The sequence below is a fragment of the Tumebacillus flagellatus genome (assembly GCF_000714935.1).
Lineage (GTDB): Bacteria > Bacillota > Bacilli > Tumebacillales > Tumebacillaceae > Tumebacillus > Tumebacillus flagellatus.
This window is the reverse complement of sequence record NZ_JMIR01000002.1, coordinates 233,275-258,537: the sequence shown is the minus strand read 5'-3', so window position 1 is coordinate 258,537 and position 25,263 is coordinate 233,275. Positions and strand designations below refer to the sequence as shown.

Annotated in this window: 28 protein-coding genes and 2 pseudogenes; 21 read left to right on the top strand and 9 right to left on the bottom strand. The window is 52.2% G+C overall.

Going from position 1 to position 25,263, the window contains the following annotated elements:
- Positions 1 to 302: pseudogene (locus EL26_RS25290) on the top strand (hypothetical protein); the annotation flags it as partial.
- Between the two features lie 79 nt (positions 303 to 381).
- Here EL26_RS25290 and EL26_RS02815 read toward each other — a convergent pair.
- Entirely contained in the window at positions 382 to 777 is a 396-nt protein-coding gene (locus EL26_RS02815; protein WP_038084200.1) for a hypothetical protein, read from the bottom strand.
- Between the two features lie 195 nt (positions 778 to 972).
- Between EL26_RS02815 and EL26_RS02810 the strand changes: the two genes are divergently transcribed.
- Positions 973 to 1,455 carry a glutathione peroxidase gene (locus tag EL26_RS02810; RefSeq protein ID WP_038084198.1) on the top strand — a complete coding sequence of 161 codons (483 nt, stop codon included), beginning with the start codon at positions 973 to 975 and terminating at the stop codon, positions 1,453 to 1,455.
- 20 nt (positions 1,456 to 1,475) lie between these two features.
- The gene (locus tag EL26_RS02805) at positions 1,476 to 1,955 is read left to right on the top strand and encodes a MarR family winged helix-turn-helix transcriptional regulator (RefSeq protein WP_038084195.1); all 480 of its coding nucleotides are present in this window, start codon (positions 1,476 to 1,478) and stop codon (positions 1,953 to 1,955) included.
- Here the strand turns inward: EL26_RS02805 and EL26_RS23340 are convergent.
- Entirely contained in the window at positions 1,936 to 3,135 is a 1,200-nt protein-coding gene (locus EL26_RS23340) for an MFS transporter (protein ID WP_052035910.1), read from the bottom strand. The two genes, EL26_RS02805 and EL26_RS23340, sit on opposite strands and share 20 nt — an antisense overlap.
- A 117-nt stretch (positions 3,136 to 3,252) precedes the next feature.
- Between EL26_RS23340 and yycF the strand changes: the two genes are divergently transcribed.
- The 5 genes from yycF (at position 3,253) to EL26_RS02775 (ending at position 8,863) form a co-directional block, all read left to right on the top strand.
- On the top strand, positions 3,253 to 3,942 hold the full coding sequence (gene yycF, locus EL26_RS02795; protein ID WP_038084326.1) for a response regulator YycF: 690 nt from the start codon (positions 3,253 to 3,255) through the stop codon (positions 3,940 to 3,942).
- A gap of 6 nt (positions 3,943 to 3,948) precedes the next feature.
- A complete protein-coding gene (locus EL26_RS02790) occupies positions 3,949 to 5,748 on the top strand; it encodes an ATP-binding protein (RefSeq protein ID WP_038084191.1) in 1,800 nt (599 codons plus the stop codon).
- Positions 5,745 to 7,118: a two-component system activity regulator YycH gene (yycH, locus tag EL26_RS02785; RefSeq protein ID WP_038084189.1), complete on the top strand. Its 1,374-nt coding sequence runs from the start codon at positions 5,745 to 5,747 to the stop codon at positions 7,116 to 7,118. Before EL26_RS02790 ends, yycH begins: the two co-directional genes overlap by 4 nt.
- Positions 7,105 to 8,004: a two-component system regulatory protein YycI gene (gene yycI, locus EL26_RS02780; protein WP_038084187.1), complete on the top strand. Its 900-nt coding sequence runs from the start codon at positions 7,105 to 7,107 to the stop codon at positions 8,002 to 8,004. The genes yycH and yycI overlap by 14 nt, the downstream gene beginning before the upstream one ends.
- A gap of 61 nt (positions 8,005 to 8,065) precedes the next feature.
- Positions 8,066 to 8,863: an MBL fold metallo-hydrolase gene (locus EL26_RS02775; RefSeq protein ID WP_038084324.1), complete on the top strand. Its 798-nt coding sequence runs from the start codon at positions 8,066 to 8,068 to the stop codon at positions 8,861 to 8,863.
- A gap of 90 nt (positions 8,864 to 8,953) precedes the next feature.
- On the opposite strand, the gene EL26_RS02770 is transcribed toward EL26_RS02775, so the two are convergent.
- A complete protein-coding gene (locus EL26_RS02770) occupies positions 8,954 to 9,166 on the bottom strand; it encodes a hypothetical protein (protein WP_038084185.1) in 213 nt (70 codons plus the stop codon).
- 246 nt (positions 9,167 to 9,412) lie between these two features.
- Between EL26_RS02770 and EL26_RS02765 the strand changes: the two genes are divergently transcribed.
- The 3 genes from EL26_RS02765 (at position 9,413) to rlmH (ending at position 11,422) form a co-directional block, all read left to right on the top strand.
- Complete coding sequence (locus tag EL26_RS02765) at positions 9,413 to 10,624, top strand: S1C family serine protease (RefSeq protein WP_038084183.1); 1,212 nt, start codon at positions 9,413 to 9,415, stop codon at positions 10,622 to 10,624.
- 112 nt (positions 10,625 to 10,736) lie between these two features.
- Complete coding sequence (locus tag EL26_RS02760) at positions 10,737 to 10,907, top strand: CxxH/CxxC protein (protein ID WP_081856932.1); 171 nt, start codon at positions 10,737 to 10,739, stop codon at positions 10,905 to 10,907.
- 35 nt (positions 10,908 to 10,942) lie between these two features.
- On the top strand, positions 10,943 to 11,422 hold the full coding sequence (gene rlmH / locus EL26_RS26115) for a 23S rRNA (pseudouridine(1915)-N(3))-methyltransferase RlmH (RefSeq protein WP_238546042.1): 480 nt from the start codon (positions 10,943 to 10,945) through the stop codon (positions 11,420 to 11,422).
- A 540-nt stretch (positions 11,423 to 11,962) separates the two neighbouring features.
- On the opposite strand, the pseudogene EL26_RS26110 reads toward rlmH, so the two are convergent.
- Positions 11,963 to 13,012 (bottom strand): annotated as a pseudogene (locus tag EL26_RS26110) (recombinase family protein); the annotation flags it as partial.
- The gene (locus EL26_RS02750) at positions 13,012 to 13,494 is read right to left on the bottom strand and encodes a helix-turn-helix domain-containing protein (protein WP_038084179.1); all 483 of its coding nucleotides are present in this window, start codon (positions 13,492 to 13,494) and stop codon (positions 13,012 to 13,014) included. The pseudogene EL26_RS26110 and the gene EL26_RS02750, both read right to left, overlap by 1 nt.
- A gap of 157 nt (positions 13,495 to 13,651) precedes the next feature.
- Here EL26_RS02750 and EL26_RS25285 point away from each other — a divergent pair, with 157 nt between their 5' ends.
- The 6 genes from EL26_RS25285 (at position 13,652) to EL26_RS02725 (ending at position 18,624) form a co-directional block, all read left to right on the top strand.
- Positions 13,652 to 13,822: a hypothetical protein gene (locus EL26_RS25285; RefSeq protein WP_161780649.1), complete on the top strand. Its 171-nt coding sequence runs from the start codon at positions 13,652 to 13,654 to the stop codon at positions 13,820 to 13,822.
- Positions 13,823 to 14,036: 214 nt separating this feature from the next.
- Complete coding sequence (locus EL26_RS02740) at positions 14,037 to 14,402, top strand: hypothetical protein (protein ID WP_038084175.1); 366 nt, start codon at positions 14,037 to 14,039, stop codon at positions 14,400 to 14,402.
- A 17-nt stretch (positions 14,403 to 14,419) separates the two neighbouring features.
- Positions 14,420 to 14,593 (top strand): hypothetical protein, encoded by a 174-nt coding sequence (locus tag EL26_RS25280; protein WP_161780648.1) that lies wholly within the window; start codon positions 14,420 to 14,422, stop codon positions 14,591 to 14,593.
- A gap of 1,012 nt (positions 14,594 to 15,605) precedes the next feature.
- Complete coding sequence (locus EL26_RS23335) at positions 15,606 to 16,937, top strand: helix-turn-helix domain-containing protein (RefSeq protein ID WP_052035908.1); 1,332 nt, start codon at positions 15,606 to 15,608, stop codon at positions 16,935 to 16,937.
- A gap of 2 nt (positions 16,938 to 16,939) precedes the next feature.
- Entirely contained in the window at positions 16,940 to 17,119 is a 180-nt protein-coding gene (locus EL26_RS02730) for a hypothetical protein (protein WP_038084173.1), read from the top strand.
- A 212-nt stretch (positions 17,120 to 17,331) separates the two neighbouring features.
- Positions 17,332 to 18,624: a helix-turn-helix transcriptional regulator gene (locus EL26_RS02725; RefSeq protein WP_038084170.1), complete on the top strand. Its 1,293-nt coding sequence runs from the start codon at positions 17,332 to 17,334 to the stop codon at positions 18,622 to 18,624.
- On the opposite strand, the gene EL26_RS26630 is transcribed toward EL26_RS02725, so the two are convergent.
- Both EL26_RS26630 and EL26_RS02720 read right to left on the bottom strand, forming a co-directional pair.
- Positions 18,592 to 18,801, bottom strand: coding sequence for a Spo0E family sporulation regulatory protein-aspartic acid phosphatase (locus tag EL26_RS26630; protein WP_081856918.1), 210 nt, complete (start codon positions 18,799 to 18,801; stop codon positions 18,592 to 18,594). The genes EL26_RS02725 and EL26_RS26630 overlap by 33 nt on opposite strands.
- Before the next feature lie 376 nt (positions 18,802 to 19,177).
- The gene (locus tag EL26_RS02720; RefSeq protein ID WP_038084169.1) at positions 19,178 to 19,540 is read right to left on the bottom strand and encodes a helix-turn-helix domain-containing protein; all 363 of its coding nucleotides are present in this window, start codon (positions 19,538 to 19,540) and stop codon (positions 19,178 to 19,180) included.
- A gap of 147 nt (positions 19,541 to 19,687) precedes the next feature.
- On the opposite strand from EL26_RS02720, the gene EL26_RS02715 reads away from it, so the two are divergent.
- The 3 genes from EL26_RS02715 to EL26_RS02705 all read left to right on the top strand — a co-directional run bounded on the left by EL26_RS02715 (position 19,688) and on the right by EL26_RS02705 (position 22,430).
- On the top strand, positions 19,688 to 20,131 hold the full coding sequence (locus EL26_RS02715) for a hypothetical protein (RefSeq protein ID WP_038084167.1): 444 nt from the start codon (positions 19,688 to 19,690) through the stop codon (positions 20,129 to 20,131).
- Positions 20,132 to 20,454: 323 nt separating this feature from the next.
- Complete coding sequence (locus EL26_RS02710; protein ID WP_202962841.1) at positions 20,455 to 21,432, top strand: DNA methyltransferase; 978 nt, start codon at positions 20,455 to 20,457, stop codon at positions 21,430 to 21,432.
- A 2-nt stretch (positions 21,433 to 21,434) separates the two neighbouring features.
- On the top strand, positions 21,435 to 22,430 hold the full coding sequence (locus EL26_RS02705) for a hypothetical protein (RefSeq protein WP_038084159.1): 996 nt from the start codon (positions 21,435 to 21,437) through the stop codon (positions 22,428 to 22,430).
- A 1,218-nt stretch (positions 22,431 to 23,648) separates the two neighbouring features.
- Here the strand turns inward: EL26_RS02705 and EL26_RS26625 are convergent.
- Positions 23,649 to 23,765 carry a putative holin-like toxin gene (locus tag EL26_RS26625; protein WP_420802047.1) on the bottom strand — a complete coding sequence of 39 codons (117 nt, stop codon included), beginning with the start codon at positions 23,763 to 23,765 and terminating at the stop codon, positions 23,649 to 23,651.
- Positions 23,766 to 24,148: 383 nt separating this feature from the next.
- Positions 24,149 to 24,268: a putative holin-like toxin gene (locus tag EL26_RS24855; RefSeq protein ID WP_152559151.1), complete on the bottom strand. Its 120-nt coding sequence runs from the start codon at positions 24,266 to 24,268 to the stop codon at positions 24,149 to 24,151.
- Between the two features lie 299 nt (positions 24,269 to 24,567).
- On the opposite strand from EL26_RS24855, the gene EL26_RS02700 reads away from it, so the two are divergent.
- Complete coding sequence (locus EL26_RS02700; RefSeq protein ID WP_038084157.1) at positions 24,568 to 25,230, top strand: Type 1 glutamine amidotransferase-like domain-containing protein; 663 nt, start codon at positions 24,568 to 24,570, stop codon at positions 25,228 to 25,230.
- The last annotated feature ends 33 nt before the right edge of the window (positions 25,231 to 25,263 follow it).

The window sequence follows — 25,263 nt, the reverse complement described above, 5'->3', positions numbered from 1 at the left end:
CGCAAGGCGTCGACAAGCAAGCGGTGATCGACCTGCTCGTGAAGCAAGAAAACGCACGCCTCGACCAAGCGGTGACGGACGGCAAGATGACCTCCGATCAAGCGACGCAAATGAAAGCCAATGTCACCCAACACGTAACCGATCAAGTCGACGGCAAAGGATTCGGCGGCGGCAAAGGCGGTTTCGACGGCCAGCGCGGCGGTCACGGCAAAGGTCGCGGCGGCCATCAAAACGGCCAAGCGAACGGGCAACAAGGCCAAGCAACGCAAGGTCAATCCCAATCCACCCAGACCCAACCATAACGCAGCATGACAAAAAGACCGCCCCTCCCCCGGCGGTCTTTTTGTTTTTTCCTGAAAAAACGGAAGCGATACGGAGGGATCAGTGCATGCCGCCGCACTCGTTGATGATGTCCAGCGCTTGGTCGAGTTTCGCAATCGGCGCGACGACCGTCACGAGGTAGTTGCGACCGGACGTGCGCAATCCCTCGCGGTCGTCGTACCCGTCCGACATGCCGGAAACGGCGGGGTCGGACCCAAGCGCCACGCCGACGTTGCGGTCGATCCCGTCACCGCCTTCGACCAATTCGCCGTGCGAGCCGAAGTCGCCCTGAATCGGGTTCTCCAAGTTCTCCATCCCGTCGCCGGGCACCGCCGAGAAGCGGTCGACTTGCACGTCTTCGATGTCCAACTCATGCTGTACCCGTTCGGCGGCAATCTGCGCTTCGTCCGGGGAACTGAAGTAGGCGAGAATCGCTTGTTCCTGAGGTTGGTTCATGAGCAATCCCTCCTTTTCACTCGGTAGTTTGCACGGCGAGGGGGGAGAGGACACGCGGAAAGTTTTCACTAAGCACCGGAAAGTGTGCGCCCGCTCACATTGACCCGCCGACGGGGCATGCTAAGATAGTCTCAACGATAATTCGATTGCGCACAATCTAATTTGAAAAAACCAATCAGCCCAGGAGGGATCTCCATGTCCAATCTCTACGAACTGTCCGCGAAACGTCTGAACGGCCAAGAACAATCGCTGTCCGACTACCAAGGCCAAGTGTTGCTCATCGTCAACACCGCCAGCAAGTGCGGCTTCACTCCGCAATACACCGGCTTGCAAGAACTCTACAACAAATACCAAGATCAAGGTTTCACCGTCCTCGGCTTCCCGTCGAACCAATTCGGCAACCAAGAACCGGGCACGGCGGACGAGATCCAAGAGTTCTGCCAACTGAACTTCGGCGTCACGTTCCCGCTGTTTGAGAAATCCGATGTCAAAGGCCCGAACATCAACCCGGTCTTCAAGTATCTGACCGCCAACGCGGGAGGTTTCCTGACCGATTCGATCAAGTGGAACTTTACCAAGTTCCTCGTCGACAAACAGGGCAACGTCGTCGAACGCTACGCTCCGACCACCGATCCGGCGAAAATCGCGGCCGACATCGAAGCCCTGCTCGCGAAGTAAAAACAGAAAGGGGGCCGACCATGTCCGACGAGCATCTCCTCCTCGACAACCAACTCTGCTTCGCACTCTACGCCTGCACCCGTGAGGTGACGCGTCTCTACCGTCCGTTGCTCGAAGAACTCGGCCTCACCTACCCGCAATACCTCGCCCTGCTCGTGCTCTGGGAAGAGGGAGAAGCGACTGTCAAGCATCTGGGCGAGCGGCTCTTCCTCGATTCCGGCACGCTGACCCCGCTTCTGAAACGTTTGGAGTCGGCGGGGCTGCTCACCCGGGAACGGTCCCGTGCAGACGAGCGCGTGGTGATCATCCGCCTCACCGACGCCGGGCGTGAACTGAAAGCCCGAGCCTCCGAGGTGCCGCACAAACTCATGTGCAAAAGCAACCTCGCCCTCGACGAATACCATCGCCTCAAAAACGAATTCAACTCCTTGCTCCAGCGCCTGCACGCCCTGCAAGACGAAGACGACACAGAAAAAGCGCCTAGACCTCCGCGGGTCTAGGCGCTTTTTTCTTCTCCATCCAAATCGAACGCAACAGCGGCACCATGAGAATGAACACGGAGCCGAACACCGCAAACGAGACGGCGAGCACGTTGCCTTGGACATAGTATTGCAAGATCAGGAATACAACTAACCCGATCGTACGCCCGACTCCCAGCGGAATCTCGCGGATCACCACGTAGTCCAAGCGGCGGGCGGCGTACTGCGGGTCTTTTTCAAACGACGCGTACGTCCAGGCGTAGAACGACTGCGTGATCAAGTTCATGCCGACGTTGGAGAGCACGGTGTAGATCACCAACGCCACGAACACCATCTGCAAACTCAGCCAGATCGACGAGACGCACATCAGCAGCGCGCCGATGAAGTAGATCCGCAAGCGGTACTCCGGTTTGGACACCTTGGAGAGCACGAACGAAGTCAGCATGGAGATCACGGCTGCGAACGTGGTGATGCCCCCGAGGGACAGTTCGTTTTTGAGAATCGCGTAGCCCATCATCGTGATCAGGAACGTGCCGTACACGCCCTCCACGAAGCCGGAGCCGATCGTGATCCAGTACATGCCGCGCCACTCGCGGGTGGGGCGTTTCCAGACTTCGAGCAAGTGCGATTCCTTGGCGACGAACTGACCGCGAATCTTCATCGAGACGAGCACCGCCAGCAGATACCAGACGAGCGACACGGAGAACACGAAGTAGTACCCCGTCATCTCGTTGAAGCGGTCGATCAGGAAGCCGGACACGAGCGGTGCCGCGATTCCTGCCACACTGTTCAGTAAATTGCTGAGGTATAAGAACCGATCTCGCCCCGCATCCCGCGTCGAGTCGAGCGTCTGCATGTGCATCCCGATCGCAAAGAAACTCGACCCAAGCCCGGTGCCAAACCCGATCAACCAGATGAAATCGCCGGACGCTTCCTTCAAGTACAGCATCAGTCCGTACGTCACGATGAAGCAGAGAATCCCCAGCCGCAGACTTCCCATCGGCGATTGATGCCGCGCCAGTTTCGCGCAGAGCGGGAAACTGAGCACCACCACCAACGAGTAGATCATGCTGTAGACGGCAAGCAACGTAAACGAAGAGTGCAACTTCCAGATAAACACGTTGAGAAAAAGCCCCGACATCGTCGAGCCGAACGTAAAAAGCGCCATCATCAGCAGATACAAACGCGATTCCCGCTCCACACAAAGCCTCCTCTATTTCGGAACCCGAAATCGTTTTCGATACCTCTATCGTACTGCAACTCATCCCGAAGAAGAAGACCCAATATGCTACAATGGAGATTGGAGGTGACCCCCAACATGGACTACAAGATCCTCGTCGTCGACGACGAGCTTCCGATTGCAGATATTTTAAAATTTTCCCTGGAGAAGGAGGGCTACGAGGTCGTGCTCGCACACGACGGCCAAGAAGCGGTCGACCGCGCATCGGCCGAATCGCCCGACTTGATCCTGCTCGACATCATGCTCCCGAAGAAGGACGGGTTCGCCGTCTGCCAAGAAATTCGCACGTTCTCCACCGTCCCGATCATCATGCTGACGGCACGGGACACCGAGATCGACAAAGTGCTGGGCCTTGAGATCGGCGCGGACGACTACGTGACGAAGCCGTTCTCGAACCGCGAGCTGATGGCGCGCGTCAAAGCCAACTTGCGCCGCCAACAGCCGGAAACCGTCCGCAGCGAGCAAAAACCGAAGTGGACGGTCGGCGACCTCGTCATCGACACCGGCACGTACGAAGTGCGGAAAAAGGACGCCAACCTCGACCTCACGCACCGTGAATTTGAGCTGCTCGTGCACTTGATCAAACACCGCGGCACGGTGCTCACCCGCGAACAACTGCTCCAAGAAGTCTGGGGCTACGACTATTTCGGCGACGTCCGCACCGTCGACGTCACGATCCGCCGCCTGCGGGAAAAAATCGAAGACGATCCCAGCAACCCGGAGTACATCCTAACCCGCCGCGGCGTGGGCTACACGTTGAGGAGGTAGGCGCGGTTGCTTCGAAGCATCCAATGGAAATTGGTGTTGATGTACCTGCTCGTGATCTTGGTCGCGATCCAGGTGATCGGCTTTTATTTCATTCAGCGCGTCAACGAACACTTCCTGAACTCCTTTCAAGACAAAGTCAGCGGGCAGGTCAGCGTCCTCTCCGACGTGTTGCCGCGCTACTTGGGCGACAACGGCGAGCATCCGGAGAGCACCAGCGATCTCGATTACCTCGCCGACTCCTTCGCCAACGTCGCCGGAGCGGAGATCAACATCATCAACGCGAACTCGATTTTGCTCGCGACCTCCGGCAACAAGAACTACATCGGGCAAAAAAACCTCCAGACCGAAGTCACCCGCGCTCTTCTCGGCACGCAGGTGGAAGCGATCAAGGTCGACCCGAAAAACAACCAACGCTACCTCTACCTCTCCGTTCCCGTGAAAAAAGCTTCGCAGACGCTCGGCGTCGTCTACTGCATCGCGCCGCTTTCGTCGGTGTACCAGACGATCCACGACATCACGGTGATTTTTTACACGGGGACGGGGATTGCCGTACTGCTTACGGGCCTCTTGGTGATCCTGCTCTCGCGCACGATCACCCACCCGATCGTCGAAATCACGAAGAAAGCGGGCGCGATGGCGCGCGGCGATTTCGACCAAGAAGTCTCCGTGAAAAGCGACGACGAGATCGGGCAATTGGGCGAGATGTTCAACACATTGAGCCGCCGCCTGCGGGAAGCGCTCAGCGAGAACGCCCAAGAGAAGGACAAGCTCGAAGCGATTCTCGAACACATGTCGGACGGCGTGGTGGCGATCGGCTCCGACGGCCGCATCTTGCTCGCCAACGCCGCCGCCGCCAAGTTGCTCGGGGCGGACCATCCCGACCAACTGCTGGAGCAGCCGATGAACAGCGTCATCGTCCTGACCAGTTCCGACGGCGACGGGGAAACGGACACCGCGTCGGAGCTGTTGACCGGTGAGCACGAATTCACACTGAGCAACCCGTCGGGGCGCATCTTGCACGCCTATGCCGCATCGTTCCGCTCTTCGATTGAACAGCGCGGGGCGGTCATCGTGTTGCGCGACGTGACGGAGCAAGAGCGCGAAGACCGCGCCCGTCGCGATTTCGTCGCCAACGTCTCGCACGAAATCCGCACGCCGTTGACCACGATCAAGAGTTACATCGAAGCACTGGAGGACGGCGCCGTCGATTCGCCGAGCCATGCCCGCAAGTTCCTCTCCGTGATTCACACGGAGACGGACCGCATGGTGCGGATGGTGTCCGACTTGCTCCAACTCTCGCGCCTCGACTCCGGCCGGGAATCGTGGAAGTTCGTCACGCACAACTTGCGCGAACTGGTGCAGAACGCCTGCTTTCGTTTCGCCATGCAGTTGCAGCGCCGCGAAGTGTCGCTGGCGTTTGAAGTGCCGAGCAATTTGAGCGTCGCCGTCGACGCGGACAAGCTCGACCAAGTGTTTGACAACTTGATCTCCAACGCGATCAAGTACACCCCGGACGGCGGCCGCATTCGCGTCATTGCCTACCGACCGAGCGGCAAGTTCATCCTCGTGCAAGTGGTGGATACCGGCATCGGGATTCCCAAGCACGACTTGCCGCAGATCTTCACCCGTTTCTACCGCGTGGACAAAGCGCGGTCCCGCGCAGCCGGCGGCACGGGTCTGGGTCTCTCCATCGCCCGCCAGATCGTCGAAGCGCACGGCGGACAAATTCAAATCGACAGCGAGGAAGGCAAAGGCACAACCGTTTCCTTCACGCTGCCGGTCGGAACAGGAGGGAGCAGCGCATGAGAGAACGCGTCAAAAACGTCACCCTCACCGCTCTCGTCCTGATTTCGCTGCTGCTGTCTCTGGGCATCTGGGGCATCACGCCGCAGTACGAATCGATTGATGAGCCGCAGTACTCCTCGAACATCGGGGTGAACGACCCGAGTTACTACCGTGGGTTTGAAACGGTGGCGTCGCCCAAACAGATCGTGTTGCATCTGGGAGAAGGGAAGCACACCGTTTTATTTCCCGGGCAACCGAATTACGAAGACGGGATGTCGCTGCTGGAGAAGTCCACGTTTCTCGATACGCAATTGACGACCGAATACGGGGAGACGGAATGGCGCAAGATCGTCGACGAGATCCCCGGCCTGCAGTTTGAGTTTGACGCTTACATGCCCGCTCAAGCGTTGAGCGACAACGGCATGCTGAAATTCAACACGCAGATCGACCCGCAGATGCAGATTCGCTCGCTGTACCTGTTCAAGCTGCCCGAAGAAAACGACTACCGGGCGTTGATCTACGGAGGACCGGATGCTCGGATGTACCTCGCGCATGTGGTCGTGCCGAAGGAGAAAATGGCGGCGCTTCTGGACAAAGGGAAGCAGGAGCCGGAGTACGGCATGTTCGGGCAGAGTTTGTACAAAAACTTCTACTTGCCGCTGAACCGAATCCAGTTGCCGAAGTACGCGCTGGAGTTGAACTTGGAGACGCACAACCAGCGGTTGATCGATTCGTTTTTTCTCGACAATTCGTTGACGTCGCGGGTGTTGGAGAAAGACGGTTCGGAGATCGTGACCGACGGAAACCGTTCCGTGCGCGTCGGAGCGTTGGACAGAATCATCGAGTACCGCAATCTCACGGTCGACCGCACGTCGGTCCGGCGGCCGGAAGGGGAATACGGCGAAGTGCGGGCGCTCGATTTCGTGAACGAACACGGAGGGTTTGCGGGCAGTGTGTTTTTGTACGAAGCGCAGCGCAAGTCCGGGCAAAGCAACAAAAACGACATTCACGACTACCAGTTCCGCCTGTATCAAAACGGTTTGCCGGTGATCGGGGAGCAAACGACGGTCGACCTCCGCGTGTACCGAAGCGATGTCGCGCAGATGTCGCGTTCGCAGTACAACTACGTGAAGGCGTACAACGATCATACGGTCGAGATCCTCTCCGGGCCGGAGTTGCTCAAACTGGTGGAGAGCAGCGTGTGGCTGGATCGCAACCGGATCACCAACGTCTACTTGGCGTATCTGTTGGGCGAGCCGCGCGAGGGAATTTGCGCGCTGCGTCCGGTTTGGGTGGTCGAGCAAGCACCGGATGACCGCGTCGGCATGTTTGACGCGGCGACGGGGGAGAGGCTGCGCAGCGAGGAGGGGATGTTGCTTGGATTGGAGTAAAGCCAAAACCTACTTCATCGTGACGTTTCTGCTTCTCGATCTGCTGCTCGGGTATCAGTTTTACAGCGCGCAGAAGGAAGCGGCGGAGTATGTGCAGTCGTTTTCTTCTCAGCTGCAAGAGTTGAAGGACGTGCTCTCGGAGCGCAAGATGGTGTTGCAGACGGAAGTGCCCAAAGAGACGCCGGTGATGCACTTCTTGCAGGCGAGCCATCCCAAGGAACCGTTTGCCGACATCGCGCAGGACACGTTTCACGGGGTGTCGTTGGTTGAAGATGACAAGAGCAAGGGCACGATGAAGTTCAAGACGAACGACGGCGAGTTCGGCGTGACGGGCAACGGGTATTTTACGATGCGGTATACGCCGACGCTCAGGATGGACGGAGACTCGACGCCCTCAAAGCTCGGAGCGCTCGTCATGGCGAAAATCGACGGCACCGTGTGGCACCAAGATTTGTATCGGGAAGACCTGATCAACCATGACCGCTCCGTGGTTCGCTATCTGCAAAGTTACCAGAAGTATCCGATCTTCTCGGCGTTGTTGGAAGTGCACCTTCAAAATTCGGAGATCGTGGGCTATAATCAGAAAGCACTCGAGGTCGGGGACGAGCAAGAGAGCGGGCAGCGCGTGCTCTCGGCGATCAGCGCCGTGCGCGCCGTGGCCGACTCGCTCGATCCGGGGACGCCTGCGCATCTGCAACCGGCGAATGCCGGGGACGGGAACAGCGGCGCTCCGGTCGCCATCCGCGACATCAAACTTGGCTACTACAGCCCGAACTACGACGATGCGGACGTGTGGTACCTCTGGCCGATGTGGCGGATCGTCACCGATCAGAAAGTCTACTATGTCAACGCGTTTACGGGGCAAGTGGAAAACGGAACGCCGTAGGGGATTTTTTTCAGGAGTTTTTTCGAAACAGCTTAGAATTGGGCGGGAGGAACAGCAGTTGATACGCTTTAGCGTTTTGGCAAGCGGCAGTACGGGGAATGCGATCTTTGTCGAGACCGACGAGACCGCCGTGTTGATCGACGCGGGTGTCAGCGGCAAGCAAATCACCACGGCCCTGACGGAAATCGGCGCCGATGTGAAAAAAATAGAAGCCTTGCTCGTCACGCACGAGCACTCCGACCATGTGCGCGGCGTCGGGGTCATGTCCCGCAAACAGGACTTGGATGTTCACGCGACGGCGGGCACGTGGGAAGGCATGGAGAAGTACGTCGGGGAGATCGACCCGGCAAAGCAACATACGTTTTCGGTCGGAGATTCGCTGTCGTTCGGCGATCTGAAGATCGAGCCGTTTCCGATCTCGCACGACGCGCGCGAACCGGTCGGGTTTTGCTTCTATCACGGGGAGACCAAGTTGGCGCTCGCGACCGACTTGGGGTATGTGTCGACCCGGGTGAAAGACGCGATCACGGGGGCGGACGCGTTCATTTTTGAATCGAACCATGATGTGGAGATGTTGCGCGTCGGGCCGCATCCGTGGAACGTGAAGAAGCGCATCTTGGGCGACAAAGGCCATCTCTCCAACGAGACGGCGGGAGATGCGCTGACGGAAGTGTTGGCGGGGAACTCGAAAGACGTGTACCTCGCGCACTTGAGCCCGGACAACAACATGCCGGAGATCGCCGAGATCACCGTGCGCGGCATCTTGACGCAAAACGGCATTGCCGTCGGGCAGGATGTGGTGCTGCATGATACGTACCGCGACAAACCGACGCCGCTGAAGTCGATCAAGCGGCTGTGATTTTTTTATCAAAAAAAGGGCCCACCTCAAGCGAACGAGGTGGGCTTTCAATATAGAGAAGGGGGAGACAAAAGCAAGCTGGCTCACAGCTTAGTTGGCATACAGCGAACGATCGAGCTCCAGGGAGAGATCGGTATCGAGTTGGCGGGCTTTTTGGATGACTTCTTGTCGGGTTAGGAGGCCCTTGTCCACCAGAAGTTCCACAATCGCGGTGAGAACGAGAGTGTTTTTGTAATCCACTTCCTTCAAATCCGCGAGTTGGGCGATGATGTCGACCTCGCCGAAGCCTGCCAGTCGGTTCATGAGAAGATCCCTCCGTTTTGCGAACTTGTTTCGTCCGTGCCTAGTTGTCAGTATGGGCACGGAATTGGCAGCGTATACCTTCCCTTAGAAATTCCTTAGAGAAATGTGTAGAGACTGCAAACAACCCGTTGAACGAATTGTGAATTGGAAAGTTGAGCCCTTGAGGAGAAACCAAACAGGTTTGTATAATAAGGTCAACAACCGATACTGGTAAACAGAAACCTTACAAAATGGGAGGTTCTTCATATGGGATTCTACGATGATTTCGATAACAAGCCGAAGAAAAAGTCCGGCGGCAACTTGACGAGTTGGGTCGCGGTGGCGCTCGTGTCCGCGGTGATCGGATCGGGCACAACGCTGGTGATGGTGCCGAAGCTGATCAACGCCAACGTCATCAACGTGAACGGCAACAATTCTTCTTCGCATACTTCCACCACGGCGGGCAGCACCGCCATTGGCAACGCGACGAACATGAGCGTCAACGTCAACACGGGGATCACCGAAGCCGTGAACAAAGTCAAACCGGCGATTGTCGGCGTGTCGAACATGCAAAAGCAAAAAGACTTCTTTGGCCGCACCAAGACCAACGAAGACGAAGTGGGCACGGGTTCCGGCGTGCTGTTTGACGCGAAGGGTTACATCATCACGAACAACCACGTTGTGGACGGCGCGGACGATGTGCAAGTTTCGCTGCCGGACGGGAAGAAAATTCAAGCGAAAGTGTTGGGGACGGACTTCTACACCGACTTGGCGGTGTTGAAAGTGGACCCGAACGACGTGAAGGATATCACGCCGGCGAAACTGGGCAACTCCGACTCGCTGACGATCGGGGAGCCGGCGATTGCGATCGGCAACCCGCTGGGTGCGAAGTTCGCGCAGACGGTTACGGTGGGCGTCATCTCGGCGCTGAACCGCGAACTGCCGGTGACCGATGAGCAGTCGGGGCAGGAAGTGTATTCGATGAACGTTATCCAGACGGACGCCGCGATCAACCCGGGCAACTCCGGCGGCGCGCTGGTGAACATCAACGGGGAAGTGGTCGGCATCAACTCCGCGAAGATCGCGACCTCCGGCGTGGAGGGGATCGGCTTCTCGATTCCGATCACGGAAGCGGAGCCGATTGTGCAACAACTGATTGATAAGGGCAAGATCGACCGTCCGGTGATGGGGATCACGCCGGTTAACCTGTCCGACCTGTCCGCAAGACAGAAGCCGGCGGATGTAAGCGTGGATACCGGCGTCGTGATCTACGACATCTCCGACTACGCGAAAAAAGCGGGCCTGGCCGTCGGCGACGTCATCACCAAGATCGACGACACGCAGGTGGACGATCAGATCGCGCTGCGCAAGGCGTTGTATAAGAAGCAACCGGGGGATAAGATCACGGTTGAGTTCTACCGCGGGAAAGATAAGAAGACGATCACGATGACCCTTGGAAAGCAAGGGGACGTGAAGTAAAGCAAAAACAGGCAGATCTCATTTGAGGTCTGCCTGTTGTGTTTTGGACAAAATCGGGGGAGACTGCTAGTATAAGAGAACAAGCTAACGAGGTGAAACCGAGGTGGAATCTGTGTACGTTGTCTGCAAAGAGCATGTCGAGATCGCACTGGATGAATTCGTTGACGAGTATGAAGGCCAAGCGCCGGACGTGTACAACCTGAAGGAGATCTCCTTCACCGCATGGAGTGCGCCTGCGAAGTGCGAGTTCTGTGATCACGAGCCGAAGTATTTGATCGTCTAAGGTCTTTCGAGCGCACAGGGGGTAGGAGTCGAGGCGTGAATATTAACTTGCTGACGGTAGGAAAGTTAAAAGAGAAGTATTGGGTGGGAGCCGTGGAGGAGTATAAGAAACGGCTCTCTTCGTATGCCAAGGTAACGGTTGTGGAAATCCCGGACGAGCCGACGCCGGATAACGCCTCGCCCGCGCAGGAAGAGCAGATCAAGCGGAAAGAGGCGGAGAAGTTGCTCTCGAAAGTGGGGGAGAGGGATTATGTGATTGCCCTCGCGATTGAGGGGAAGTCGCTGACGAGCGAGGAGTTTGCGGAGCACCTGGATAAGATGGCGAATCAGGGGTACAGCACTTTTACGTTTGTCATTGGCGGGTCGCTCGGGTTGCACGAGACGGTGCTTCAGCGGGCGAACTACAAGCTGTCGTTCTCGAAGTTTACGTTTCCGCACCAGATGGTGCGGGTGGTTTTGTTGGAGCAGGTGTACAGGGCCTTTCGGATTCAGCGGGGGGAACCGTATCATCGCTAAGTGCGACATATGAAGTAGAGGGGAGACCTCGCCAACAGCTTTTTCCTGTTGGCTGAGGTCTTTTTGTGTTGGGGTCTTTCGCGGGATTTCTATATGGAGATTGATTTTGTCGAGCTTACGTTGAGGGGTCAGTGTGATGTCCTTGACCAGTGTTTTCAGGAACAGCTTTTTCTTCTCAGGCTCGGCAGTTGCGAACACGCGGGCAAAGTCTAGGATAACGTCGAGGATTTGTTTTTCAGGTAGCTCCGTGTCTTGATCGTCTTTCAGTTCAAACATGATCTCTTGACGACGCTTATCCATACCAACCTTCTCTTGTTCGAGTGCGTCCTTGCGTTTCTTTAGCTCATTGCTGTCGATTGCATCAGCATAGAACAGGTCAAAGGTCTTATCAATCTTGCCGTCGATCTGTCCGATCTGCCTTTCAAGTACAGCCAATTCTTCCTGTAATGGCTTGCTCCTTTGCTTGCGGGTCGAGTTCACTTTACGGATGATCTCACGGATAATCTCGGGCTGTTGTACGATCCCTGAGAGCCGTTCGGCAACTTCCTGTTCAATCACTTCCAACTTAACGGTATTGCTAGAACAAACAGACGAACCGCTTCGATGAGACCTTCCACAAACGTACTTTAGGTATTCCTTTCTCTCTCCACTAGCAAGGGTACGCTTGTCGTTCTTGCCGACCATTGCGGCTCCACATGTCGGACATCTGAGAAAACCCGCAAGGATGTGTTTTCCTGTGAACTGGCGGTTGTTCTTGGTGGTCTTCTTAGTAATCAGTCCTTGTGCTTGGTTCCAAACTTCGACTGAGATGATCGGTTCATGTTGACCGTCAGCAAGGAGAGGGTCTTTCTTGCCGTTGCGTCGTTTTTCGCTCCACTTCTCGACTTGCCCCCATCTGATCTTCCCGATGTAAGTTGGGTTGTGTACAATCGTGCGAATCGCACCGATAGAGAACGGGTTGCCCTTCTTGGTCTTGAATCCTTCCTTGTTCAGTTGGTTTGCAACGGCTTTAAGCCCTTTGCCTTGCGTGTAGAGGTCGAAGATGTGATGAACAAGGAGCTTTTCAGATTCGTTTACTACCAACTTCCCTTCTACGGTGTCATAGCCAAGAATTGTTCCTCCGTTCCATTCGCCTTCCTTGGCTTTTTGCTTCATCCCTAGCCTGACGTTTTCTCCAAGGGTTTCCCGCTCCAACTGAGCAAACGTACCTAGCAACGAGAAGAAGGCTCGACCGTTTGGGGTAGTGGTGTCAAATTGCTCTGTGATCGAGCAAATTTCCACGTTGTGACGTTGTAGCTGTTTCACGATAGTCCATTGGTCGTGCTGATCGCGGGAAAGGCGGGACAGTTTCCAGAAGATAACTTTGGAGAACAAGCCTTGTTCCGCATCCCTGAGCAACTGCAACAGCCCCGGTCTTCCCGTGATGTTCTTTGCACTAATCCCTTCATCCTTATATTCATGGACGATTCTGTAACCGTGTGTCTCACAGTAGGCGTTGAGGGTATTTGACTGTGCTTCGAGGCTGTAGCCTTCTTCCGCCTGTTCTTCTGTCGAGACACGAATATAAAGCGCGACATTGACCTTTTCCATCATTCTTCCTCCTTCAACATGTCGAGTTCAAACTTGATTCGCTTCATGAGCCTTTCAAGTTGCTTAGGGGTAAGGCTTGCTGACAGGTTCAGGACTTCCTTTTTGGAACTGACTATGCTGATCTGGTATTCACTTGTAGCGGGTTTGGCGGGGGCAACTATTTGCTCTATTTCCCCAACGTCCCCGAGTTTGAACGGCTTGTTCACGGTCGTATAGTATTCGTCGAATATGACGTTGTGCGGTACACGGTAGTAGTCGGCAAGAGCTTGAATGGTCTTCGCAGACGGGCTAGAAGTTTTGCCTGTTTCAATGGCAGATAAGCCCTGTGCTGAGATAGCCCCCGTGTCCTTCGCTACGCTATTAATGCTGTAGCCCTTTTTGTACATCGCCTGTAGTTGTTCACGTATCCATTTCAGGCGTTCCCCGATGGTCATTCCCCCGAGGAGTTCCAATTCTTTTGTGGTGACTTCTCTTACGATCACTACAGACACCTCCTTTCATCCACTAGCATACATCAACCGCCGTTTATAAGCAACCATATGTTATAGTCAAATATTCAACTGTTACAACTATACTTGATAAAAGGGGTCTGTTGTGGCATACTATCGTCAACGACAGTTGAAAGCGAGGTCATCAGCCGTGGATGAAGAAAAAATACAGTTGAGCGGCGAGACACTGGACTTGCTTGTCCAGATTGCCGCGCTGATCGTCAGCGAATACCTTGCAAAACAGGCTTCTAAGGAAGAAGGGGAAGAAGATCGGGGAGAAGATCACGACTCCGACACCGACCCGCTTATAGTCGAAAATTAGACTGTAAGGACACATTCGGAATACCCCGAAATGATGGTAGACCGATAGCATACTTTATAGGCTTGCCAGAAGCTTATAAGAGGAGAGGACGAAAAGGGTTTCCGCAACTTTCCCTTATCGTCGTCCCATCCTCCACTTCGATAGATGCGGCGGTGGGCTTGCCCACCCACCGCTGCCAACGTGTCACCAACAAACACGAAAGGAGTTGCAACACATGCGCGAAGTTCAAATGAAACGGACATACGGGAGCAACGGTCTGACGATCTATGTGACCGTTGACCCCAAGACACTGAGCCGGAGAACTAGCCTATACTTCGATCTGGCTTCCCTTGCGGAAGTCATGGGGGTGGATGAGCAGACGATCATGAGGGCGATGAATCTTGATCTGGCGGCGAAAGGCTCTCTGGCCTTGGTGAGAATGGGAGCAGGATACAGCCCATTGAAGCGGGGAGTTGACGCAACAAACCTAATCCACATGTTCAAAATGCTAGTCCACATGGTAGAGCCTGAGACCTTGCGTGCCGTGATGAATCTTTGTCAGGCAGTCAAACAGGAACTACAAAATGAAATTCTGACCTAGAAAGGAGCGAACTAAAGATGATCGAAACATTGATTCGCTTGGAGCCTGAGCAATACAGATTCCTCCAGCTATACAAAGTCACACATGGTCTTGCAATGACCGAAACAATTCGGACTCTTATTGACGATATGATGGCTTCTGAATCCGCATTGTGTGAGCAATTCGCCGATCTGATTTTCAAGGGGGAGTAACCCCCTTTACGTGCAGAACTTTTCAAAACGATTCCCTAATATAGATGCAACTTAATATCGACAGCGAGCCTACTTCCCGCCCGCGCTGTGGGGCATGAACGACATGGGAAGTAATACATGGAGCGTGGCTGTATATGAACTGGCTGATTGCAAGGTGTTTCCTTGTGTAAGCGAAGGGATTGTAGTGGTCATGCTGTGAAGTGTAAACCCAGACGCTAGACCAAAGTACATTTGGGTATTGCAGGAGCAATACGACGAGGGCGGATGTTGTGCATGGTGAGCACCCCGAACGTGGAGTTGCGCCATGTCGGGAAAGACTTGGTTAGAGCTGGGACAGAGCCGAGGACTGTTCTCTCGGTGGCAACAAATTCCAGATGTGGTTAGCGTGACACACGACTGACCGACCGTCCCGCTCACAGAGATGTGAGGGAGACGTGAACGAACAACACACACTCGATCAAGCCGGACCTGGCGAGTGCCCCACAAGGGGATAGTTCCCGTCTCTGCCCGTGGGGGGGGATATATCTTTTTCAGAAACTAAGTCAAGAAATACACGCCGTAAGGCGTACCAATCTCTTCCATGACTGGACTCACCGACAGAGAGATTGGTGAGTAAAGCTCGGGGTCAAGATAGTGATTACTACTGACGTAGAAGACCAGTTCCATAGTCAACTCGTCTAACATCTCGTTGACTTAGGAACTCAATCCCGTCAGGAAAGAGCTTGCGGGGTCAGAGACGGGATTGATATAAAATACTACTTTCGTCTTGATCTACCATACTTGAGTCTGTGGTATAAGATCATCGTGACCAAGACAAAGACGATCTCCAAGGCTCCAAGAGCATACATCCAAGGTTCGTACATCATTTCACTTCCTCCTGACACAGCTTTAGTTACATTGAAAGATCGGTTCTATAAATATGAATGGCGCAATAATAATTGAATCTATTCCAAGAACCGTTATTCTGTTATAATTGTCAGAAACAGTAACACTTCTCGGGAGGACTTCTCAAATGGGAACTGAAGTGAAGAATAGTGTTGGTGAAAAAATTCGAAGATTCCGTGAGGAACGCGGTTTGAGCCAAAAGGAGCTTGCTGACAAGGCAGACGTATCGCCGTCCACGATCAGCAAGGCAGAAGGCGGTATTTTTACACCTTCTCCAGATAAGTTGCAGCGCGTCAGCGACGCGCTGGGTATCCCGTTCCATGAACTGATTGAGGCTACCTCTGAGTTAGAAGTTAGTACCTTAGTGGTAATTGTCAAAATCTTTGTGGAGCGGAAGGAATACCACCATGCGTTAAAACACATTGCTGATTTAGAAAAGCGTGGCGATCTGCTAGAACATCAGAAGCAAGAAGTGTCCGTGTACAAAGCTGAATCATTCATGAGGACAAACAGAGCGGAAGAAGCCATTAATCTGCTCGCTGATCTTCGTGCAAGCCTCGAATCGGCCCAAGCAGACGAACACCTTGTTGCAGACGTGTTCAACCGATTAGGCAATGCTTACTTCCTTGCTTCAAACATGACCCATGCTCATGCACACTATCTGAGAGCACAACAGATTGCGTTGACGTTCGCTGTATTTGATGAACTGGCGGCGAAAATATCCTACAATCTTGGTATGGTGTGCAGTTGGCTGAAAAAGCCTTCGGAAGCAACGGAACATCTCGAAAAGGCAGAACAGTTCTTCCGTGAGATTTCTGACAACATCAGGCTAGCAGATACCCTATTTAGGCAGGGTCAATGTTATCGCGATCTGAACAAGTTGGAACTTGCAGAGAGGTATTTGAACGAATCCTTTGCCATATATAAATCACATAACCTATTGGAACTTGCTCAACATGTACGGTACAACCTTGCAAGCTCAGTTACAGCCGCAATAGAGATTGACCTTGCGATTGAGGAGCTTCAAGTTTGTGTTGAAAACTTTAAATCCCTCAAAGATTACTTCATGGTTGCTTACACATATGTAAGAATCGCGGAACTGCAATTGGAGAAAGCGCAAGTCAAAGAGGCAGATCAGAACCTAGTCGAAGCACTTCAAGTAATGCAGACGTTCGAGATTTCCGAGTTCTACCTGAATAATGGCTATGCCTTCTACTACAAGGTGCTGGCAAGATCGTTGTACGCAAAAGAAAAGTATGGTGAAGCGATTGAAACGTCTTTTAATTCATCGAAACTCTTTGGTAAAATAGGAGTTAAGAGAGACGAAGCTGATTCATTGGAGATTGCAGTTGACGCTTACTTGAAACTTGGTGACTCGAACGAGGCTATCCAGCTTTCAAGACGTATTAGTGACCTGTTAAGGCACTCTCTCGACCTATTCGCCAATCCGGAGGTGTAATGATGAAAAAACTCGTCAAGATCATGGCTTGTGCGGCTCTCGTTGGTTCAGTTCTTTGGGTGACTGCATCGCCAAAGCAACAAAACGCTGATGTAACAGGACCCGGCCCCATGAGTATTGGAAAACCAATTGCTGTCTTCGAGACTCCAGAACCTCATGGTATCGTCTCTTACAAAGGATAGTTACCTGTAAACGTTCCAAACCCTAGCTAACGCTGGGGTTTTTCTGTTTGAAGAACTCGAAGAATGACAACGATTATTTTGTCTTGCAATTCAACGTTTATTATTGCGCCTTTTCCCTTTAACATGACGGTATAAGCGGTTGACGGTAGTGGCATAAAGCTCTTTTGCAGATGAAGAAAACCGTTTAACCAATGTCAAAGGGGGCATTGAGTATGTCGTTAGGAAGCAAGATCAGAGAGCTTCGCGTGAAGAAGGGTCTAACTCAAAGTGACTTGGGTTCAGGGCTTGTCACTCCATCCATGATCTCACAGATTGAATCGGACAAGGCTAACCCTTCGTACAAGGTTCTTGAAGCGATTGCCGCACGGTTGGAGGAACCATTGGAATACTTCCTCGCCGATCTCGAAAGCCAACTAGAGCACCATACAGCCCACAAGGTTGCAAAGGCACTTATGTCCTCGGGGTCATTTGACCGTGCTGTCGATCTTCTGACAGTGGTTGTCCAGAATCCCTCCTCGAACCTGAATGTGGTAGACGTGAAGATTGATCTTGGGAAGTGCCTTATGGAACTGCATCGTTCCGATGAAGCAAGCGACGTTCTGAATGAATCCGTTGAGCTTGCCGTTGATAAGTTGCAATTCCAACGTGCGCTGTCTGCTCTGAACATATTGGGAGCCTTGGAGCAACGCCGCAAGAAGCACCACAGAGCGGTTTATTACTGGCGGAAGGGTTATGACCTCTTCCCGCAACTGACCGTTCCTGAGCCGTTTCTACAGGGGGAATTGCTTAACAATCTCGGGTCGATTCATAACGATCTCGGGGAGACACATGACGCTCTCACGTATTTTCAAGAAGCGAAGAAGCTCCTAGCTGACACGGACAACTTTGAGCAGATCGGGAAGACCTATCTAGGACTTGCGTTGAGTCTCCGCCAGCAAAGGGAGTTTGATCTTGCCGCCGAATACGCTTCGTATGCTGTTGCGCTGTTCGAATCGGTCAAGAACATGAAGCTGGCAATTGAGGTCAAACGCAACTTTGTCACCGCGGGCCAGAGCGGGAAGCCGACAGCCAAGGCTCTCAACAGCCTTGAAGAATGCTTAGAGCTTTGCAAGTCAAACAGCTTCACCGACGAGGCGGCGGTGATCTATGGTGACATTGCCCTGCTTTACATCCAGCAGAAGAAGCCACAGTTGAGCCTTAAAGCGTCTGAGGAAGGTCTTGCTATTGCACCCGCCGGTTCAGCGGCGGCTGCAACACTTCTCAGGGTCAGGGGTCTTGCCCTTGGGAGCTTGGACAAGCACATCGAAGCGGTACAGGCATTCGAACAAGCAATTGAACTGTATCAGTCGCATGACTTGAAAGCCGACATTGCAGATTGCTACTCGCTCTTAGCAGAGGTTCACCAGAAGGCGGGGGACGTGAAAACCGCTTATGACTGTCTCCGTCTCATGAGAGAGGTTATCCAAGACAGCCTAAAAGATCGAGGCTTTGTCTTCACCGCTTGACCCCGCTTCGCCCTGGCTCCCTTTAGTTTGTTGCTGAAACATCACAAGGTACAGATCAAGTTCTTGACTCAGGGCGATCACGGTTTCATGTCCGAGGTCGCCCACCATTTCATATGCCCGAACCATCTCAGTCCTGAGATGATGGATTGTTGTCTCAATGCTTGCCAAGTCCTCCACGGTTCCCACACCTCGCCGCTAGATGCTCAAAAAAATAAGGTAGCAGTAAGGCTTACCTGCTACCTCAATGAATGTCATTGTCCGTTTTCATTCGCGTCAATCAGCAGTAGTCGAGAACGTGGTGAGGGCAATGACATTTGGGAGGCCATCCAAAATGAGCAAAAGCCGCCACTGGCATGACTTTCACTCCTTAGATGGTTTGTAAGGACATCCCCTCTCAGGTGTTTAGCCCCCTACCCATTTCCCCATGTCGGAAGCTCCGGTAGCTGGATGCCCTTACAAGTGGATATTAACAAGGAAACTATACAGTAACAACGGTTTAATTTCGTGACAAGTTTTCTGGTTGCATTCTTGCCCAACAAAAAAAGGCATCCTGTCAGATGCCTTCGCGTTCATCGGGTCGCTGTGACTTTGAGAGTTCCTTTAGTATGTTCCGAGCGGATACAAGTCCGTTGACTCCGAACGTCTCCAGTATGGCGGTTATCTGGTGCAGAAGCTCTGTCTTCTCTGCATCCTCGTCGTCATGGTGTAAGTTCGTGAAGAACTCGAACACTTCCACGTCAAGGCATTCGGCGATCTTCTCCAACGTTTTGACAGTGACGTTTCTTTGCCCTCGCTCGATACCGCCTATATAGCTAAAGTGCGTCCCCGCCTTCTCCGCTAACTCTTCCTGAGAGTACCCGCGCTGTTTCCGTAGATCACGAACCCGTAACCCCACAAGCATAAGAATGTCGCTCATCGTTTCCACACCTCTCCTACAGCGTAGGGAATAAAGGTGGACACGAACATGTATAATCAAGAATCGAAAATGATTCTCATAAGTATCATTCCGTTGTATCATGGTCCTTGAAGTCAGATTTCAAGGAATTGGAATGGGGGAGTGGGAATGAGAAATGGTATACGATTCTTGATACTGGCAGTTCTGGTAGCCTCGTTGACTATGGTGGGGTGTTCGTCGGATAAGCTCTTAACCGATGAAGAGTATGTGTCCAAGACAAAAGCTGAACTGACCGAGTTCATGAACGTTGTCAAGGAAGGCAAGAGCTTCCACGTCGATGACTACCGCACGATACAGAAGCCTGTCGAGGAACAGAAGCGCAAACTTGAGAAGATTCAAAAGAACATTGAAGCAATCCAGCCGCCGCCGAAGTACGTTGATGAGCACATGCAAGTACGGATAGTTATTGATGACTTCGTGAAGGGCGACGAAGCATTACTGAAATATGCCAAGAGCGGAAGCGGTTCTGATCTGGCGACAGCAAACGACTACTTTCAGGTTGGCATGAACAACATGGATGAAGCTCCAACGTTCTTTACAAAAGCAAACTGACCTTTCGGGAAGCCTCCAAGATCGGGGGGCTTCTTTTCGTTCGGATGAATAAGTTCTTTAGTGCGCTAAAGGATTGGGTGCAACGCTGTTTCGCCGTTCGGAAGATCGGATGTCAGGGGATTGGTTATATGTATGCTAATCCCTTTACTTGACTAAAGAACCCCAAATAGCCCGAGTTTTTATGTGTGAAGGTGCGCCTATATGTTTTGCTGATTAGTAAAAGTTAGCTTTGAATAACCCCCTACCTCAATGGTCGAGACGCTTGAAGTCTGCTATGCTATAATATTAGCAACTTGAAAGATATGAAAGGTGGTCGCAGATCAGTGGGACAAGCCGCACGAGATCATGACATAGATTGGAAACAGTTACTTCTGGAGCGGCAGAACGACAGTTGGAATAGGATTCGGGAAATAGGTGTTGGACAACGTCATCATTTGTCAGACGGTGCTACATATGTTCTGGCAGACGCAATCCGTTGGGTCAATGAGTTGCCGCCAGAGTCAATTCATGCTGTCGTTACCGACCCGCCTTATGGACTCATCGAGTACGAGGACAAACACCATGACAAGTTGAAAAGTGGGAGTGGTGGGGTATGGCGTATCCCGCCGTCGTTCGATGGTGCTAAACGCAGTCCACTACCTCGTTTTACTGTTCTCTCACAGGATGAAATCGCAGAACTCTACTCGTTCTTTAACGCTTTAGCCTACGGACTCAAACAAGCACTCGTTCCCGGTGGTCATATTTTTGTTGCATCGAACCCGCTACTTTCCTCGTGGACTTTCCATGCTTTCACACAAGCGGGGCTAGAGAAGCGAGGAGAGGTTATCCGTCTCGTTCAAACTTTGCGGGGGGGAGATCGTCCCAAGGGCGCAGAACAGGAGTTCTTCGATGTCTCCGTCATGGCACGATCATGTTGGGAGCCTTGGGGCATTTTCCGTAAGCCGTTTAACGGAACTGTCGCAGAAAACCTTAGACGTTATGGTACAGGCGGACTACGTAGAATCTCTGACACTGAACCATTCAAAGATGTCATCCAGTGTTCTCCTACACGAAAGACTGAAAAAGAGATAGCTCCGCATCCCTCGTTAAAACCACAACGTTTCCTGCGTCAACTTGTACGTGCGTCATTGCCACTTGGGATTGGGATTGTGTACGACCCATTTGCGGGTAGCGGTTCGACTCTTGCCGCCGCTGAAGCTGTAGGGTACAGAGCAATTGGTACTGACCGTGATGGAGAATACTTCGAGTTGGCTAAACAAGCATTTGAACCATTGTCAAAAATGGTGGTGAAGGAAAAGTGAACTTGACCGAGTTGTTTGAATCATTCACACAAGGTTTCCCAAAACGAAAATTCTCAGCGGGTCTTCTCATGGCGTTTATTGACCTTTATCTGGAACTAGGCATACCAAGCAAGGGGCTAAGTAGCTTTGAGGAATTGCTTGGAGTTTTTCCACGTCAAACAACTACTGCCGCTGGTAAGCAGGCAAACACTCTAATAGTTGAACGAGAGGACGGCAACACAATAAGTCTTCGTCCGTTCTATAATGCCGCAGAACGTTTCTTTAGAGCCGAACACAAGCGTTTTGATTATCCAAGTTGTGCCCCTCATGCTACGCAGGCATGGGGGGATTACAGGCATTGGCTTGATGCACTAGCTACTTTCTCTGAGGAAGAGCTTCAAACATTACGTGGTATGATAGCCGACTTTGTTCTGACAGAACTTAAAAGTCAAGCCTTCGAGCCGTCGTCTGTCAAGAGGGAGGCGCCCCTCTTTCAATTGTTCCTTGAAGGGTTCGACTTCTCTGCAAAGACAAAGAAGGGTGAGCCTACCGGTGCGGCGTATCAAGGGACAGTATTCGGTTTTTTGAGAGCCGACAACCCCCATTTACAGATCGAGATTGACAAGGTAAGAACTGGCTCGAAACGCTTGCAACGTGTAGGGGACATAGACGGTTGGGATGGTGCAAGACTTGCGCTCTCTGCCGAAGTCAAGCAATATGTTCTTGAAGCAGATGATGTCCCCGACATTGCCGCATTCGCGAATGAAATTGGGCGACGTGGCGGTCTAGGGGTTGTAGTGGCACTAGGGTTTGGTGAAGGTGCTAGAAGTCTTCTGGAAGAGCTTGGAGTAAAACCGCTTGACCTAAGTGATATGCTTCGTATCGTTGAACTATGGGACCCGTTGAAACAACGAACTGCAATATCGTCTTTGGTCTACTACGCAAGGCATGTAGAGAAGAACAGTTCCCTAGCTGAGCGGATAGAGGCGTTTTTGGAAACGATTGAACAGCAAACATAGATCACAGGTTATGACCATTCCGAGCATCATTTTCGGGCATGGTCTTTTGTTTGAAAAAGCCCGAGTTTTTATGTGTGAAGGTGCGTCATTACCTTTTGGCGAAGGGTGGAGGTGAGCTTTGAATAACCCCCCGGCCCCATGACACGGAGCATGGAAAAGGTGCTTAGTTTGTTGCAAAAAGTGAGCTTCTATAAGCTCTCTGTAGGCTGTCAGAATCTGGGGGATACCCATAGTGTTCATAGCTACAACGGGAGGGCAGGAGGGACTAATACGGGGCTGTGAGCGGTGTCAGGATATGGTATGATGGGGGACAGGGCGGGCATCTCAGAGGGCTTCACGTTACCTTGTATGTTGCTACCCCTGTTGACCTAGACTAATGATCTACAGCATTCCCGCGCCGTCACAGAGGGCTATCATTGGCTCAGGGAATGGAGGGCTGCGCCCTCCTGACAGCACAAAGAAAGAGCCTGCCCGTTGGGTGGGCAGACTCGCGTTTAGAACTTAGAGCGATACGGTGAACCGTATCACAAATAGGGAAACGATAGCGTTGAGGTTTCATCACGTCATATGGTAGAATAAACTTGCAAGGAATGAATAAACTAAAAAATGACCGCAGGTGCGGGAAACACCTACGGCCGTTTGCACAACTGATACCCATCAAGGGTGTCGGCTCAATGTCTGCTAGAAATAGATCTCCTAAGCGGCCAAGCTCAAGGGAGGTCTATTTCTTTTTTGTCAGGTTGAGTATGGACAGTATTACAGTCAACGTTCCGAAAATGATAGCACTACCAAGAGAACCGAATGCAATCATCACCGTCAATGTCTGAAATTCCGTCATACCGATCTCACCCCCTTTCGTGAGGGGATGAGCCGACCACCCTTGAGGAGCCTATTCAATTGTGTTGGTTGTATTTTATCATAGGGGAAACTAAAGTGGAACGCTTGTTCTTTAGAGCAAGATAAAAATTTTATTGGTTGTCAAAAGTTTGTGCTTGGTACCAACACGGTGAACCGTACCATAAGTAAGCACAACCCTTGAAGGTTGAGTTTGGTAGCTCGGATATGCTAGAATAATCTTGCACGGAATGCATAAACTAAAAAATGACCGCAGGTGTTGCTATCACCTACGGCCGTTGGCACAAAAGATACCCTTCAAGGGTGTCGGCTCAGTAAAGCTAGAAATAGACCTTCTCCTAGCCGTCCAAGCTCAAGGGAGGTCTATTTCTTTTTTGTCAGGTTGAGTATGGACAGGAGAACAGTCAACATGCCGAAGATGATCGCTGTTACCAGAGAACCAAAAGCAATCATCACAGTCAGAGTCTGAAATTCCGTCATACCGAGCTCACCCCCTTTCGTGAGGGGATGAGCCGACCGCCCTTGAGGAGCCTATTCAATTGTGCTGGTTGTATTCTATCATAGAAGAAACTAAAGGGGAACGCCTGTTCTTTAGATCGAAATAAAAATTTTATCGTCAGTCAAAGGTTTGTGCTTGCTACCGCCACGGTGAGCCTTATCATAAATTAAATAGGGGAACCTCTACATTGAGTTTCCATCTCGATATGTGTTAGAATAGACCTGCAAGGATCGCATAAACTAAAAAATGACCGCAGGTGCTGGAACACCCACGGTCGTTGCACAACGGATACCCATCAAGGGTGTCGGCTCATATGGTTTTCATGCGAAATAGATCGCCTGAGTGGCCAAACTCATAGGGCGATCTATTTCTTTTTATTTTGGTTGTCCAACATATGTTTCATGATCGTCAGGACCAAAGTAACAGCCGCGATTAAAAACAGCCCGAATTGGAGCATGAGCGAAATGACTTCATGTGCAGACATGGCAACACCCCCTTTCAACAGGGGATGAGCCGATCACCCTTGAGGAGCCTATTCAGTTGTGCTGGTTGTATTCTATCATAGAAAAATCTAAAGAGGAACGCATGTTCTTTAGATTCAGATAAAAACTTTATCGACTGCCGACGCAAAAGTTTGTGCTTGCTACCCCCACCCATAGGGGGAGTCTCGTTGCTTCTCTAGACTCATTTGAATTGATCAATTGTTGCACGATCTGGTATTATTAATTCGGCAACTAATTGGTTGATTTTACAAATACGCACACAAAGACGAGGAGTTTGATTGTGAAACTACTTCTTACATCTGCAGGCATCAAGAACAAAAGCATACATGACGCGTTGGTTGGCATGCTGGACAAACCGATTGCCGAGTGTAGCGCCCTCTGCATACCCACTGCGATCTACGCAATTTCCGGTGGTGCAGACAAGGCTTGGAAGTTTCTCAGTGGGCAAGCCGAAACACCGATGTGTGAGCTGGGCTGGAAGTCACTGGGGGTGCTGGAGCTCACCGCTCTGCCCAGCATCGATAAAGAGCTTTGGGTTCCAATGGTCAAGGAGACGGACGTTCTATTGGTGAATGGTGGTGACCCGTTGTATCTGTGTTACTGGATGCGGCAATCCGGACTGGCAGACCTCTTGCCGTCGCTGCGTGCGGTCTATGTGGGATTGAGTGCCGGGAGCATGGTGATGGCACCTAACATCGGAAAAGACTTCGTTGGCTGGACTCCACCCAACGGTGGTGATGAAACGCTGGGTCTGGTCGACTTTGCCATGTTCCCGCATCTGGATCACGAGATGCTGCCGGATAACACGATGGCGAATGCGGAGAGATGGGCAGCCGGGTTGCAGGGACCGGCTTACGCAATGGATGATCAAACCGCCATCAAAGTGATCGATGGAGAGGTTGAAGTGGTCTCCGAAGGACAATGGAAACTGCTTCAATCATGATCTTCCTATGCTGGTAGATTCTTGTGATGCAAA